Raw genomic sequence first — 16,140 nt, 5'->3', positions numbered from 1 at the left:
GCAAGTCGTCGGCGCCCTGCGCGCGGCACTCAAGGAGGCCGACCGGCTGCGCCGGCAGAACCAGCAGCTCACCACCGCCCTCGGTGAGCCCGTCGCCATCGTGGGCATGGCCTGCCGGTTCCCCGGGGGAGTGGCCTCGCCGGAGGACCTGTGGTCGCTGGTCGCCGAGGGCCGGGACGCGGTGTCCGACTTCCCGGCCGACCGCGGCTGGGACCTCGACGGGCTGTACGACCCGGACCCCGACCACCTCGGCACGTCGTACACGCGGCACGGCGGATTCCTCGCCGACGTCGCCGACTTCGACGCGGACCTGTTCGGCATCTCGCCCCGCGAGGCGCTGGCCATGGACCCGCAGCAGCGGCTGCTGCTGGAGACCACCTGGGAGACGTTCGAGCGCGCGGGCATCGACCCGCCGTCCCTGCGCGGCAGCCGCACCGGGGTGTTCCTCGGCGCCTTCGGGTCCGACTACGGCCACGACACGCAGGCGGCGGGCGCCGAGGGCTACGCCGTGACGGGGAGCGCCACGAGCGTGATCTCCGGCCGGCTGTCGTACACCTTCGGCCTGGAGGGGCCGGCGGTGACGGTGGACACGGCGTGCTCGTCGTCGCTGGTGGCACTCCACCAGGCCGGTCAGGCGCTCCGGCAGGGCGACTGCACCCTGGCCCTCGTCGGCGGGGTCACCGTGCTGTCCAGCCCGAAGCGGTTCGTGGAGTTCAGCCGTCAGCGGGGGCTGTCCCCCGACGGCCGCTGCAAGGCGTTCGCCGCCACGGCGGACGGCACCGGATGGGGCGAAGGCGTGGGCCTCCTGCTCCTGGAGCGCCTCTCCGACGCCGAACGCAACGGGCACCGGATCCTCGCCGTCGTCCGCGGCTCCGCGATCAACCAGGACGGCGCGAGCAGCCGGCTCACCGCGCCGAACGGCCCGTCGCAGCAGCGGGTGATCCGGCAGGCGCTGGCGACGGCCGGGCTCTCCTCGGCGGATGTCGACGCCGTGGAGGCGCACGGGACGGGTACGAGCCTGGGCGACCCGATCGAGGCGCAGGCGCTGCTGGCGACGTACGGTCAGGAGCGGCCGGAGGACCGCCCGCTGTGGCTGGGGTCGGTCAAGTCGAACATCGCGCACACCCAGGCCGCGGCAGGCGTCGCCGGCGTGATCAAGCTGGTGATGGCGATGCAGCACGGGGTACTGCCCAAGACGCTGCACGTGGACGAGCCGTCGCCGCACGTGGACTGGTCGGCGGGGGCCGTCGAGCTGCTCACCGAGGCGCAGCCGTGGCCCGGGAGCGGCCGGCCGCGCCGCGCGGCGGTGTCCTCGTTCGGCATCAGCGGCACCAACGCCCACGTCATCGTGGAGGCCGCGCCCGAGGCGCCGGTCGGCGAGGCCGCCGACGACGGCACCGTGCCGCCCGTGGTGCCGTGGATGGTGTCGGCGCGCTCGGAGGAGGCGCTGCGGGGCCAGGCCGCGCGGCTCGCGGAGTACGTGTCGGCGCACCCCGAGTGGAGCGCCGCGGACGTCGGTTACTCGCTGGCGACCACGCGCGCCCACCTGGAACACCGCGCGGTGGTCGTCACCGACGACCACGACCACCTCGTACGCGCCCTGCGGACCCTCGCGGAGGGGCGGCCGGCGGCGGACGAGGTGTCGGTCGGGACGGCTCGCGGTGGTGGGCGTGTGGTGGGGATGTTCCCGGGCCAGGGTTCGCAGTGGGCGGGTATGGGCCGTGAGCTGTACGCGGCTTACCCCGTGTTCGCCGGGGCGCTGGATGAGGTCTGTGCGGAGCTGGATGCGCACCTTGAGCGTCCGTTGCGGGAGGTGTTGTTCGCCGGGGCGGGTTCGGCGGAGGCGGAGTTGCTGGATCAGACGGCGTATACGCAGCCTGCGTTGTTCGCTGTGGAAGTGGGCCTGTTCCGGCTGCTTGAGGCGTGGGGGATGCGGCCGGATGTGCTGGTTGGTCATTCGGTGGGTGAGTTGGCCGCGGCGTACGTGGCCGGGGTGTTCTCGCTGGCAGATGCGTGTGCTCTGGTGGCTGCGCGGGGTCGGTTGATGCAGGCGTTGCCGGAGGGCGGGGCGATGGTCTCGCTCCAGGCCGGTGTCGAGGAAGTGACTCCGCTGCTGGGCGACCGGGTGGCGGTGGCCGCCGTCAACGGCCCCGCCGCGACCGTGATCTCGGGCGACGAGGACGCGGTGCTGGAGATCGCGGCCGAGTTCGAGAAGCAGGGCCGGAAGGTGCGTCGGCTTCAGGTCAGTCATGCCTTCCACTCGCCGCTGATCGATCCGATGCTGGCGGAGTTCCGCCGGGTTGCGGAGCGGACCGGGCTGAGTGCGCCGCGGATTCCTGTCGTGTCCAATGTCACCGGTGAGCCGTTGAGCGCGGAGGAGGCGACGAGCGCCGAGTACTGGGTGAGGCATGCGCGTGCGGCCGTGTGCTTCGCCGATGGTGTGCGGTGGCTGGTGGAGCAGGACGCGTCGGTGCTCGTGGAGGTCGGCCCCGGCTCCGTGCTGACGGCGATGGCCGCCGACTGCCTCGCCGACACCGACTCGCAGGCCGTGACCGTGCCGGTCCTGCGCCGCGACCGCCCCGAGCCGGTCTCCGCCGTCACCGGCGCGGGCCGCGCCTTTGCGCACGGCGTACCGGTGCGGTGGTCTGCCTTGTTCGACGGTACGGGTGCGCGTCGGGTGGAGCTGCCCACGTACGCCTTCCAGCACAAGAGCTACTGGCTGACCGCCTCTGCCCCTGGCGGCGACCCGGCCGGGCTCGGCCTGGACACCGCGGACCACCCGCTCCTCGGTGCGGCCCTGCACCTGCCCGACGGGTCCGCCGTCCTCACCGGCCGGCTGTCCACGCAGACGCAGCCGTGGCTCGCGGACCACGTGGTAGGCGGGGCCGTGCTGCTGCCGGGCACGGCGTTCGTCGAACTCGCCGTACGCGCCGGGGACGAGGTCGGCTGCGACCGCGTCGGGGAACTCACCCTGGAGGCCCCGCTCGTCCTGCCCGGCCAGGGCGGCGTCGCCGTCCAGGTCCGCGTCGGCACCGAAGACGACTCCGGCCACCGCCCGCTGACCGTCCACTCCCGCACCGACGACGACGCGGCGGTGGGGGAGTGGACCCAGCACGCCAGCGGCTTTCTGAGCTCCGCGGACACCGCGCCCGCGGCCGGTGCCGAGCTGGGCGTGTGGCCGCCCGCGGGTGCCGAGCCGATCGATCTGGACGCGCTGTACGAGCTGGTCTCCGACGCCGGTCTCGTCTACGGCCCGGCGTTCCAGGGGCTGCGGGCCGCCTGGCGGCGCGGCGAGGAGGTCTTCGCCGAGGTCGAACTGCCGGAGGGCGTCGACGGGGGCCGCTTCGGCGTGCACCCCGCGTTGCTCGACGCGGCGCTGCACCCGGTCGCGATGCCCGCGGCGGGCGACGGCGGGTCCGTACGTGCCGAGCTGCCGTTCAGCTGGACGGGCGTGTCCGTACACGCACCGGGTGCCGGCGCCCTGCGGGCACGGCTGGCGCCGAACGGCGCCGGCGGCTCGTCCGTGACGCTCGCGGACGCCGAGGGGCGGCCGGTCGGCGCGGTCGAGTCCCTGGCGGTACGGCCGGTCAGCCAGGAGCAGTGGGGCGGCGCCCGCGGCGGACCGCGCGACTCGCTGTTCCGCGTGGAGTGGACAGCGGCCGCGAGCGGCCCTGCGGCGTCGGCCGACGGGTGGATGTGCCTGGGCACGGAAGCGGATCTGCCCGGGCCGTGGACCGGTGTGGTCGACCTGGCGGCGCTGGACGCCGCCGTCGAATCCGGCACCGAGGTCCCGGGGACCGTACTCCTGCCGTGTGCCGGCCCGCCCGCCGGGGACGCGGCCGGTGGCGCGCGTACGGCGGTGTCGCGCGTGCTGGCGCTGGTGCAGCAGTGGCTGGCCGACGAGCGCTTCGTGCCGTCCCGCCTGGTCGTCGTGACGCGCGGGGCGGTCGCCCTGGCGGGCGACGACGCCGCGGTGGGGCCGGACCTGGCCGGCTCGTCGGTCTGGGGGCTGATACGGTCGGCGCAGTCCGAGCACCCCGGGCGTTTCCTGCTGGTCGACCTCGACGACGAGGAGGCGTCGCTGGCGACGCTGCCGGCGGCGGTCGACAGCGGCGAGCCGCAGCTCGCCATCCGCGGCGGCACCGTGCACACGCCCCGCCTGGCCCGGGTCCCGGCCGCGCCGACCGAAGCCGCCGCACAGAAGGAACTCGACCCCGAGGGCACGGTCCTGATCACCGGCGGCACCGGTGACCTCGGTGCCATGACGGCCCGGCACCTGGTCTCCCGGCACGGCGTACGGCACCTGCTGCTGGCCAGCCGCCGGGGCCCGGCCGCGCCGGGCGCCGAGGCGCTGGCCGCGGAACTGACCGGGCTGGGTGCCACGGTCACCGTCGCGCCCTGCGACCTCGCCGGCCGCGAGGCCGTGGCGGAGCTGCTGGCCGCGGTGCCCGCGGCGCACCCGCTCACAGCAGTGATCCACACCGCGGGCGTGGTGGATGACGGTGTGGTCGCGTCGCTCTCCGCCGCGCAGCTGGAGGCCGTCTTCCGGCCGAAGGCCGACGCGGCCTGGCATCTGCACGAGCTGACCCGGGATCTGGACCTGTCGGCGTTCGTGCTGTTCTCGTCGGCGGCCGGTACGTTCGGCAGCCCCGGCCAGGCCAACTACGCGGCGGCGAACGGCTTCCTCGATGCCCTGGCGACCCATCGCCGCGCGCGCGGCCTGCCGGGGACGTCCGCCGCCTGGGGGCTGTGGGCGCAGAGCGAGGGCATCTCGGCACAGTTGGACGAAGCCGACCTGGCGCGGATGGCGCGCGGCGGCATCGAGCCGATCGAGAGCGACGAGGGCCTGGCGCTGTTCGACACGGCGCTGCGGCGGGCCGAGCCCGTGGTCGTACCGGTGCGGCTGAACCTGCGGGCGGTGCGCGGGGCGGTCCGCGCCGGCGTCGCCCCGGCGCTGCTGCACGGTCTCGTACCGTCCCGGCCCCGGCCGGGACGCCCCGCCCAGGCGTCGTCCTCGTCGCTCGCGGAGCAACTGGCGGGGCTGCCCGACGCCGAGCAGGACCGTCTGGTGCTGGACCTGCTGCGTACGCACATGGGCACCGTGCTCGGCTACGAGTCGGCCGAGGAAGTCGACGTGCGGCGCGGCTTCCTGGACCTCGGCTTCGATTCGCTGATGACGGTGGAGTTGCGTAATCGGCTGAACGCGGCGACGGGTCTGCGGTTGCCGGCGACGGCGCTGTTCGACCATCCGACGCCGGTGGCTTTGGCGCGGCACCTGCGTGAGGAGGTGTCGGGTGTGCAGGCGGCCCGTGGGGTCGTTGCGCCGGTGGCGGCGGTGGGTGCGGAGGAGCCGATCGCGATTGTGGGTATGGCGTGCCGGTTCCCCGGTGGGGTCACGTCCCCGGAGGGGCTGTGGCGGCTGGTCGCCGACGGTGTCGACGCGATCAGCGGGTTTCCGTCCGAACGCGGCTGGAACGCCGACGCGTTGTACGACCCGGACCCCGAGAGCCTCGGTAAGACGTACGCGCGCGAGGGCGGCTTCCTGCACGAGGCGCACCACTTCGACCCCGGGTTCTTCGGCATTACCCCGCGTGAGGCGCTGGCGATCGATCCGCAGCAGCGGTTGCTGCTGGAGACGGCGTGGGAGACGTTCGAGCACGCAGGTATCGACCCGGAGTCGTTGCACGGTTCGGCGACCGGGGTGTTCGCGGGCGTGATGTACCACGACTACCTCACGCGGCTGCACAACTCGCCGAAGGACTTCGAGGGCTACCTGGGGACGGGCAGTGCGGGAAGTGTCGCTACCGGGAGGCTGGCCTACACGTTCGGTCTGGAGGGGCCGGCCGTCACTGTCGACACGGCGTGTTCGTCGTCGTTGGTGGCGCTGCATCTGGCGGCGCAGGCGTTGCGGCAGGGGGAGTGCACGCTGGCGCTGGCGGGCGGTGTGACGGTGATGTCGACGCCGTCGACGTTCGTGGAGTTCAGTCGGCAGCGCGGCCTGGCGGCCGATGGCCGGTGCAAGCCCTTTGCCGCTGCCGCGGACGGTACGGGCTGGGGTGAGGGTGTCGGTCTGCTGCTGGTCGAGCGGCTGTCCGACGCCCGGCGCAACGGTCACCCGGTGCTGGCGGTCGTTCGCGGCACCGCCGTCAACCAGGACGGCACCACCAGCCAACTCACCGCGCCGAACGGCCCGTCGCAGCAGCGGGTGATCCGGCAGGCGCTGGCGACGGCGGGTCTGTCCGCGGCGGATGTCGATGCCGTGGAGGGGCACGGGACGGGTACGACGCTCGGGGATCCGATCGAGGCGCAGGCGTTGCTGGCGACGTACGGTCAGGAGCGGCCGGAGGACCGTCCGCTGTGGCTGGGGTCGGTGAAGTCGAACATCGCGCACACGCAGGCGGCCGCGGGTGCGGCGGGTGTGATCAAGATGGTGATGGCGATGCGGCACGGGTTGCTGCCCAGGACGCTGCATGTGGACGAGCCTTCCTCGCATGTCGACTGGTCGACCGGGGCGGTCCGGCTGCTGACCGAGGCCCAGCCGTGGTCCGGCGACGGTGGGCCGCGCCGGGCGGCGGTGTCCTCGTTCGGCATCAGCGGCACCAACGCCCACGTCATCGTGGAAGCCGCCCCCGAGCCGGCCGTCGACGAGCCGGAGGCGCCGTCCGACGGGGCCGGTGGCCCTGAAGCGGCGCTGCCCGTGGTGCCGTGGGTGCTCTCGGCCCGCTCGGAGGGGGCGCTGCGCGAGCAGGCCGCCCGGCTGAGCCGGCACGTCGCCGCGGAAGCGGACGTCGAGGACGGCGCCGTTGCGTACTCGCTCGCCACGACCCGGGCCCGGCTGGACCACCGAGCGGTGGTGCTCGGCGCAGACCGGGCCGAACTGCTGGCCGGTCTGGACGCCCTGGCGCGCAACGAGACCGCCGAGCAGCTGGTCACGGGCCTGGCTCGCGGTGGTGGGCGTGTGGTGGGGATGTTCCCGGGCCAGGGTTCGCAGTGGGCGGGTATGGGCCGTGAGCTGTACGCGGCTTACCCCGTGTTCGCCGGGGCGCTGGATGAGGTCTGTGCGGAGCTGGATGCGCACCTTGAGCGTCCGTTGCGGGAGGTGTTGTTCGCCGGGGCGGGTTCGGCGGAGGCGGAGTTGCTGGATCAGACGGCGTATACGCAGCCTGCGTTGTTCGCTGTGGAAGTGGGCCTGTTCCGGCTGCTTGAGGCGTGGGGGATGCGGCCGGATGTGCTGGTTGGTCATTCGGTGGGTGAGTTGGCCGCGGCGTACGTGGCCGGGGTGTTCTCGCTGGCAGATGCGTGTGCTCTGGTGGCTGCGCGGGGTCGGTTGATGCAGGCGTTGCCGGAGGGCGGGGCGATGGTCTCGCTCCAGGCCGGTGTCGAGGAAGTGACTCCGCTGCTGGGCGACCGGGTGGCGGTGGCCGCCGTCAACGGCCCCGCCGCGACCGTGATCTCGGGCGACGAGGACGCGGTGCTGGAGATCGCGGCCGAGTTCGAGAAGCAGGGCCGGAAGGTGCGTCGGCTTCAGGTCAGTCATGCCTTCCACTCGCCGCTGATCGATCCGATGCTGGCGGAGTTCCGCCGGGTTGCGGAGCGGACCGGGCTGAGTGCGCCGCGGATTCCTGTCGTGTCCAATGTCACCGGTGAGCCGTTGAGCGCGGAGGAGGCGACGAGCGCCGAGTACTGGGTGAGGCATGCGCGTGCGGCCGTGTGCTTCGCCGATGGTGTGCGGTGGCTGGTGGAGCAGGACGCGTCGGTGCTCGTGGAGGTCGGCCCCGGCTCCGTGCTGACGGCGATGGCCGCCGACTGCCTCGCCGACACCGACTCGCAGGCCGTGACGGTCCCGGTCCTGCGCCGCGACCATCCTGAGCCGGTCTCCGCCGTCACCGGCGCGGCCCGCGCCTTCGCGCACGGCGTGCCCGTGGACTGGTCTGCCCTGTTTGACGGTACGGGCGCGCGCCGGGTGGAGCTGCCCACGTACGCCTTCCAGCACAAGAGCTACTGGCTGGCCGACAACCCCTCGCCCGGGAGCCCGGTGGAGCTGGGCCAGGCGGCGGTGGACCACCCCCTGCTGGCCGCCGCCGTGGGAGACGGCGACGAGTCGCTGACGCTGACCGGCCGGGTGTCGGTGCAGACGCAGCCGTGGCTGGCCGATCACGCGGTGGCCGGGACGGTGCTGCTGCCCGGCACCGGCTTCCTGGAGCTGGCCGTACGCGCCGGGGACGAGGTCGGCTGCGACCGCGTCGAGGAACTCACCCTGGAGACCCCGCTCGTCCTGCCCGCGCACGGCGGGGTTGCCGTCCAGGTCCGGGTGGGCGCGGAGGACGAAACCGGCCTGCGGCCGGTCACCATCCACTCCCGTACCGACGACGACGCGGGCGCGGCCGAGTGGGTCCGGCACGCCGGCGGCACCCTCGGCACGACCGCAGGCGGTGTCGCGGCACCCGTCGCCGAGCTGGGCGTGTGGCCGCCCGCGGGTGCCGAGCCGATCGATCTGGACGCGCTGTACGAGCTGGTCTCCGACGCCGGTCTCGTCTACGGCCCGGCGTTCCAGGGGCTGCGGGCCGCCTGGCGGCGCGGCGAGGAGGTCTTCGCCGAGGTCGAACTGCCCGACGGCGCCGACGGCGACGGGTTCACCCTGCACCCGGCCCTGCTGGACGCGGCCTTGCACCCGGTCGCGATGTCTCCGGCGGCGGGCGGCGACCGCGGGTCGCTCCGTGCCGCCCTGCCGTTCAGCTGGACGGGCGTCTCCTTCCGTACGGCCGGTGCGGCGACCCTGCGGGCGCGGCTGACGCCGCAGGCGAGCGGCGGCCTGTCCGTGGCCATGGCCGACGGCGCCGGACAGCCCCTCGGATCCGTCGAGTCCCTCGCCGTGCGGCCCGTCAGCCGGGAGCAGTTGGGCGCCGCCCGCGGGGCGTTGCACGACTCGCTGTTCCGCGTGGAGTGGACCCCGGCCGCGGGCGGCGGCACCGCGGCATCCGCCGACGCGTGGATCTGTCTCGGCACCGATTCCGGCCTGGCCGGCCCGTGGTCGAGCGTGGCCGATCTCGCCGCGCTGGACACGGCCGTCGAATCCGGCACCGCCGTGCCCGAAACCGTGCTCCTGCCGTGCTCCCCCCGAGCGGCAGTGAGCACCGACCCGCCCACCGCGGCCAGGGCCGCGGTGGGCGGGATACTCCAAGTGGTCCAGGACTGGCTGGCCGACGAGCGGTTCGCGTCGTCGCGCCTGGTCGTCGTCACGCGCGGCGCGGTCGGCGTCCCCGCCGCCGGTACGGCCGCGCCGGACCTGGCCGGCTCGTCGGTGTGGGGACTGATCCGGTCGGCGCAGTCCGAGCACCCCGACCGCTTCGTCCTCGTGGACACGGACGACGACGAGGCGTCGCTGTCGGCCCTGCCGGCGGCGGTGGCCACCGAAGAGCCGCAGGTCGCGATCCGCGGCGGGACCGTGTACGCGCCGCGTCTGGCCCGTGTCGCCGCCGGAGCGGTCGCGGCCGGTGAAGCCGCCGCCCTCGACCCCGAGGGCACGGTCCTGATCACCGGCGGCACCGGTGACCTCGGTGCCATGACGGCCCGGCACCTGGTGTCCGAGCGCGGCGCCCGGCACCTGCTGCTGGTCAGCAGGCGCGGTCCCGACGCCCCCGGCGCCGAGGCGCTGGCCGCCGAACTGACCGGCCTGGGCGCCACCGTCACGCTGACCGCGTGCGACCTCGCCGACCGCGAGGCCGTGGCGGGCCTGCTGGCCGCCGTGCCCGCGGCGCATCCGCTGACGGCGGTGATCCACACCGCCGGGGTCCTCGACGACGGCGTCCTCGCCTCCCTCACGCCCGACCGCTACGACCGGGTCTTCCGGCCGAAGGTCGACGCGGCCTGGCATCTGCACGAGCTGACCCGGGACCTGGACTTGTCGGCGTTCGTGCTGTTCTCGTCGGCGGCCGGTACGTTCGGCAGCCCCGGCCAGGCCAACTACAGCGCGGCCAACGCCTTCCTCGACGCCCTGGCCGCGCACCGGCAGGCCGGCGGCCGGGCGGCGGTCTCCCTTGCCTGGGGGCTGTGGGAACAGAGCGACGGCATCACCGGGCAGCTGGACGACGCCGACCGCGCGCGGATGGCGCGCAGCGGCCTGGAGCCGATCGCCCCCGACGACGGCCTGGCGCTGCTCGACGCCTCCCTGGCGCTGACGGAGCAGCCGGTCGTGGTGCCGGTCCGCCTCGACATGGGTGCGGTGCGCGCGGGCGTGCGCACCGGCATGGCGCCCGCGCTGCTGCGCGGCCTGGTCCCGGCGGCGTCGCGGCGTACGAAGGCCACGCCGGGCTCGGCGTCGGCCCTGGCGCAGCGGCTCGCCGGGCTGCCGGAGGCAGACCAGGACCGGCTGGTGCTGGACCTGCTGCGGACCGAGATGAGCACCGTGCTGGGCTTCGGCTCGGCGACCGACGAGGTCGACACCGGCCGCGGGTTCCTGGAGCTGGGCTTCGATTCGCTGATGACGGTGGAGTTGCGTAATCGGCTGAACGCGGCGACGGGTCTGCGGTTGCCGGCGACGGCGCTGTTCGATCATCCGACGCCGGTGGCTTTGGCGCGGCACCTGCGTGAGGAGGTGTCGGGTGTGCAGGCGGCCCGTGGGGTCGTTGCGCCGGTGGCGGCGGTGGGTGCGGAGGAGCCGATCGCGATTGTGGGTATGGCGTGCCGGTTCCCCGGTGGCGTCACGTCTCCGGAGGGGCTGTGGCGGCTGGTCGCCGACGGTGTGGACGCGATCAGCGGGTTTCCGTCGGAACGCGGCTGGAACGTCGACGAGCTGTACGACCCGGACCCCGAGAGCCTCGGCAAGAGCTATGTCCGCGAGGGCGGCTTCCTGCACGAGGCGGATCACTTCGATCCGGGATTCTTCGGTATCAGCCCGCGTGAGGCGCTGGCGATCGATCCGCAGCAGCGGTTGCTGCTGGAGACGGCGTGGGAGACGTTCGAGCACGCGGGTATCGACCCGGAGCAGCTTCGAGGCACGGCGACCGGGGTGTTCGCCGGGGTGATGTATCACGACTACCTCACGCGGCTGCACAGTCCGCCGAAGGACTTCGAGGGCTTTCTCGGCACGGGCAGTGCGGGGAGTGTCGCTTCCGGGAGGGTGGCGTACACGTTCGGTCTGGAGGGGCCGGCGGTGACGGTGGACACGGCGTGTTCGTCGTCGTTGGTGGCGTTGCATCTGGCGGCGCAGGCGTTGCGGCAGGGGGAGTGCACGCTGGCGCTGGCGGGTGGTGTGACGGTGATGTCGACGCCGTCGACGTTCGTGGAGTTCAGTCGGCAGCGCGGCCTGGCGGCCGATGGCCGGTGCAAGCCCTTTGCCGCTGCCGCGGACGGTACGGGCTGGGGTGAGGGTGTCGGTCTGCTGCTGGTCGAGCGGCTGTCCGACGCCCGGCGCAACGGTCACCCGGTGCTGGCGGTCGTCCGCGGCACCGCCGTCAACCAGGACGGCACCACCAGCCAACTCAGCGCACCCAACGGCCCGTCGCAGCAGCGCGTCATCCACCAGGCCCTCGCCAACGCCGGACTCGTGCCGGACCAGATCGACGCGGTCGAGGGGCACGGGACGGGTACGACGCTCGGGGATCCGATCGAGGCGCAGGCGTTGCTGGCGACGTACGGGCAGGAGCGGCCGGAGGACCGTCCGCTGTGGCTGGGGTCGGTGAAGTCGAACATCGCGCACACGCAGGCCGCCGCGGGTGCGGCGGGTGTGATCAAGATGGTGATGGCGATGCGGCACGGGCTGCTGCCCAGGACGCTGCACGTGGACGAGCCTTCCTCGCATGTCGACTGGTCGACCGGGGCGGTCCGGCTGCTGACCGAGGCCCAGCCGTGGTCCGGCGACGGCGGGCCGCGCCGGGCGGCGGTGTCCTCGTTCGGCATCAGCGGCACCAACGCCCACGTCATCGTGGAAGCCGCCCCCGCCGACGAGCCCGCGGAACCGGCGGCGGCCGACGGGCCCGCCCTCGGCGTGCTGCCCATGGCGATCTCCGCGCGCTCCGAGGAGGCCCTGCGCGGCCAGGCGGCACGACTGCACCGCCACCTGACGGAGAACCCCGGCCTCGGCCACGCGGACGTCGGCCTTTCGCTCGCCACCACGCGCACGCACATGCCGCACCGCGCGGTGCTCGTGGCGGACGGCCGCGAGAGCCTGATGGAGTCGCTCCAGTCGCTCGTACAGGACGGGCCCGCGTCCGGCGCGGTCGTGGGCCGTGCCGCCGACGACGCCCGGCCGGTGTTCGTCTTCCCCGGACAGGGGTCGCAGTGGGCGGGCATGGCGCTGGACCTGATGGACTCCGCGCCCGTGTTCGCCGACCACCTGCGGGCGTGCGGAGAAGCCCTTGCCCCGCACGTCGACTGGGATCTGCTCGCGGTGCTGCGGGAAGAGCCCGGGGCACCCGGCCTGGAGCGGGTGGACGTGGTCCAGCCGGTGCTGTTCTCGGTGATGGTGTCGCTGGCGGAGCTCTGGCGGGCCAACGGCGTCGAACCGGCCGCCGTGGTGGGCCACTCGCAGGGCGAGATCGCCGCCGCGTACGTCGCCGGGGCGCTGTCCCTCGCCGACGCGGCGAAGGTCGTGGCCCTGCGCAGCCGGGCGCTGACGGCCCTGGCCGGGGCCGGCGGGATGGCGTCGGTCGCGCTCTCCGCGGAGCAGACGCGCGAGCGGCTGGGGCCGTGGGAGGGCCGTATCGGCATCGCGGCGATGAACGGGCCGACCTCGACGGTCGTCTCCGGCGATGCCGCCGCCCTCGGCGAACTCCTCGCCGCCTGCGAGGCCGACGCCGTACGGGCACGCCGCATCCCCGTCGACTACGCCTCCCACGCACCCCAGGTGGAGGCCATCCGCGACGAACTGCTCGACGCCCTGGGCACGATCAGCCCGGTCTCCGCGCGCGTGCCGTTCCACTCCACCGTCACCGGCGGGGTCGTCGACACCGCCGGCCTCACCGCGGACTACTGGTTCAGGAACCTGCGGCAGCCGGTGCGCTTCGAGGACGTCACCAGGGAGCTGCTGGAGCAGGGGCACCGGATGTTCATCGAGGCCAGCCCGCATCCCGTGCTGACCTTCGGGGTACAGGAGACCATCGACGCCGCCGGCGCGCCCGCCACCGCCATCGGCACCCTGCGCCGCGACGAAGGCGGCCAGGACCGCTTCACCGCCGCGCTGGGCGAAGCCTTCGTCCACGGCGTGACCGTCGAGTGGCCGCGGCTGTTCGCCGGCACCGGTGCGCGCCGGGTGGAGCTGCCCACGTACGCCTTCCAGCACCAGCGCTACTGGATGACCTCGGCCGCCGGGGACACGGGAGACCCCGAAGGGCTCGGCCTGGACACCGCGGACCACCCGCTGCTCGGCGCCGCCCTGCACCTGCCCGACGGGTCGGCGGTGCTCACCGGCCGGGTGTCGGTGCACACGCAGCCGTGGCTGGCCGATCACGCGGTGGCCGGGACGGTGCTGCTGCCCGGCACCGGCTTCCTGGAGCTGGCCGTACGCGCCGGGGACGAGGTCGGCTGCGACCGCGTCGAGGAACTCACCCTGGAGGCCCCGCTGATCCTGCCCGACAAGGGCGGCGTCGCCATCCAGGTCCGCGTGGGAGCCGCGGACGAGAACGGCCACCGGCCGCTGTCCGTCCACTCCCGCACCGACGACGACACCGGCGCCGCCGAGTGGACCGAGCACGCCGGCGGCGTGCTGGCCCCCGGCGCACCGTCGGACACGAACGTCCTCGCCACCTGGCCGCCGCCGGGCGCGGAGCCCGTCGACCTGGACGGCTTCTACCCGGGGATGGCCGAGGCGGGCTACGGCTACGGGCCCACCTTCCGGGGCCTGCAAGCCGCTTGGCGCCGCGGCGACCAGCTCTACGCCGAAGTCGAGCTGCCCGAGCAGGCGCGCGAGCAGGCGGGCCGGTTCGGCATCCACCCGGCGCTGCTCGACGCGGCCACGCACGCGCTCGCCGTCGCCGGGCCCGCCGACGGCGGGATGCGCCTGCCGTTCGCGTGGGCCGGGCTGTCGCTGGCGGCGGCCGGGGCCACCCGCGTCCGGGTCAGGCTGACCCCTGCGGGCCCCGACAGCACCGAGGTCCTGGTCGCCGACGGCGCCGGGCAGGTGGTGGCGTCGGCGGAGTCGCTGGTGGTACGGCCGGTCGCGGCCGAGCAGCTGGAGCGGATGCGCAAGGGGGAGCAGGGCTCGCTGCTGCACGTGGCGTGGCCCGAGCTGCCCGCGCCGGCGGCGGGCGGGTCCGCCGCGGGCCGTTGGCCGGTGCTCGGTGCCGACCCGCTTCAGCTGCGGGCGGCGCTGGAGCGCGCCGGCGTGCACGTGGCGGCCTGGCCGGATCTGACGGCCGCCGACGGCGACGGAGAGCTGCCCGGGGTCGTGCTGCTGCCCTGCATCGGGGACCCGGCGGCCGACCTCGAAGGCGACGCGGTGCACGCGACCGTGTCCCGGGTGCTCGGGTACGTCCAGCAGTGGCTGGCCGACGAGCGGTTCACCGATGCGCGGTTGGCCGTGGTCACCCGCGGCGCGATCGGCGCACGCGCCGGCGAACCGGTGACCGGCCTGGCCCAGGCCGGCGCCTGGGGCCTGCTGCGCGCGGCCCAGTCCGAACACCCCGACCGCTTCCTCCTCATCGACATCGACGACGACGAGGCGTCCGCGGCGACGCTCCCGGCAGCCGTCGACAGCGGCGAGCCGCAGGTCGCCGTCCGCGCGGGCTCCCTGCGCGCGCCGCGACTCGCTCGCGTCGACGCCGCGGAGCCGGAGAAGCGCGACGCCGTGCTGAACCCCGGTGGGACGGTGTTGGTGACGGGTGGTACGGGGGTGTTGGGTGGTCTGGTTGCGCGGCATTTGGTGAGGTCGTATGGGGTGCGGCATCTGTTGTTGACGAGTCGGCGTGGGTTGGATGCCGGTGGTGCGGTGGAGTTGCGGGATGAGTTGGTGGGGTTGGGTGCGTCGGTGACGGTTGCGGCGTGTGATGCGGCGGATCGTCAGGCGTTGGGGGAGGTGCTGGATTCGGTTCCGGTGGAGCGGCCGTTGACGGGTGTGGTGCATGCGGCGGGTGTGCTGGCGGATGGGCTGGTGGAGTCGTTGACGGCGGGGGATGTTGATGCGGTGTTGCGGCCGAAGGTTGATGCGGCGGTGAATCTGCATGAGCTGACGCGGGGTCTGGATCTTTCGGCGTTCGTGTTGTTCTCGTCGGCGGCGGGGGTGTTGGGGGCTCCTGGTCAGGCGAATTATGCGGCGGCGAATGCGTTTTTGGATGCTTTGGCGGCGCGTCGTCGTGCTGAGGGGTTGCCTGGTACGTCGGTGGCGTGGGGGTTGTGGGCGCAGGCCAGTGGGATGACGGGGGGGATGGGTGAGCGGGATGTTTCGCGGATGTCTCGTTCCGGTCTGGGTGCGTTGAGTGATGAGCAGGGTTTGGCGTTGTTCGATGCGGCGTTGGCGGCGACGGAGCCGTTGGTGTTCGCGGCGCGGGTGGATGCGGGCAGGTTGCGGGCGCAGGCCGGGTCGGGCACGTTGCCGGCGATGCTCCGCGGGCTCGTGCGTGGGCCTGCGCGGCGTGCTGCGGCGTCGGCTGCGGATACGTCCGCGTTGCAGCGGCGTCTTGCGTCGGTGGGCGAGGGGGAGCGGCGGCGGATCCTGACCGATCTGGTCCGTACGCATGTGGCGGCGGTTCTGGGGCATGCGGGGCCGGAGACGGTGAGTGTGGATCAGCCGTTCAAGGACATCGGTTTCGACTCGCTGACCGCTGTCGAGCTGCGCAACCGTCTGGGTGCGGCGACAGGGGAGCGCCTGCCGGCCACGCTGGTCTTCGACTATCCCACCCCCACCGCCCTCGCCGACCACCTCCACACCCAACTCGCAGGAGACCGCGCCGACGGCCCGGACTCCGCCGCCACCCCCGCGCTGGCCGAGCTGGAGAACCTGGAGGCGGTCCTCGCCACGGCCCGGCCGGAGGGCACCGGCCGGTCGCAGCTCGTCAGGCGTCTGCAAGGGCTGCTCTGGAAGCTCGATGACGCACGGGACACCGCGGACACCGCTTCTCGGAAAGACGTGATCGAGTCGGCGAGCCACGACGAAATGCTCGCCCTCATGGAGAAGGAACTGGGCATCGACTGAGTCGCGTCGCCGCC

Annotated in this window: 1 protein-coding gene; it reads left to right on the top strand. The window is 73.9% G+C overall.

Annotation, left to right across the window (positions count from 1 at the left end):
• Positions 1-16: 16 nt before the first annotated feature.
• Entirely contained in the window at positions 17-16,126 is a 16,110-nt protein-coding gene (locus tag ACHZ99_RS18960; RefSeq protein ID WP_420306059.1) for an SDR family NAD(P)-dependent oxidoreductase, read from the top strand.
• Positions 16,127-16,140 lie beyond the last annotated feature (14 nt).

This window comes from Streptomyces sp. MAR4 CNX-425 (assembly GCF_048656465.1).
GTDB lineage: Bacteria > Actinomycetota > Actinomycetes > Streptomycetales > Streptomycetaceae > Streptomyces.
Note: the sequence above shows the minus strand (reverse complement) of the source record. Positions and strands in the feature narration are given on the sequence as shown.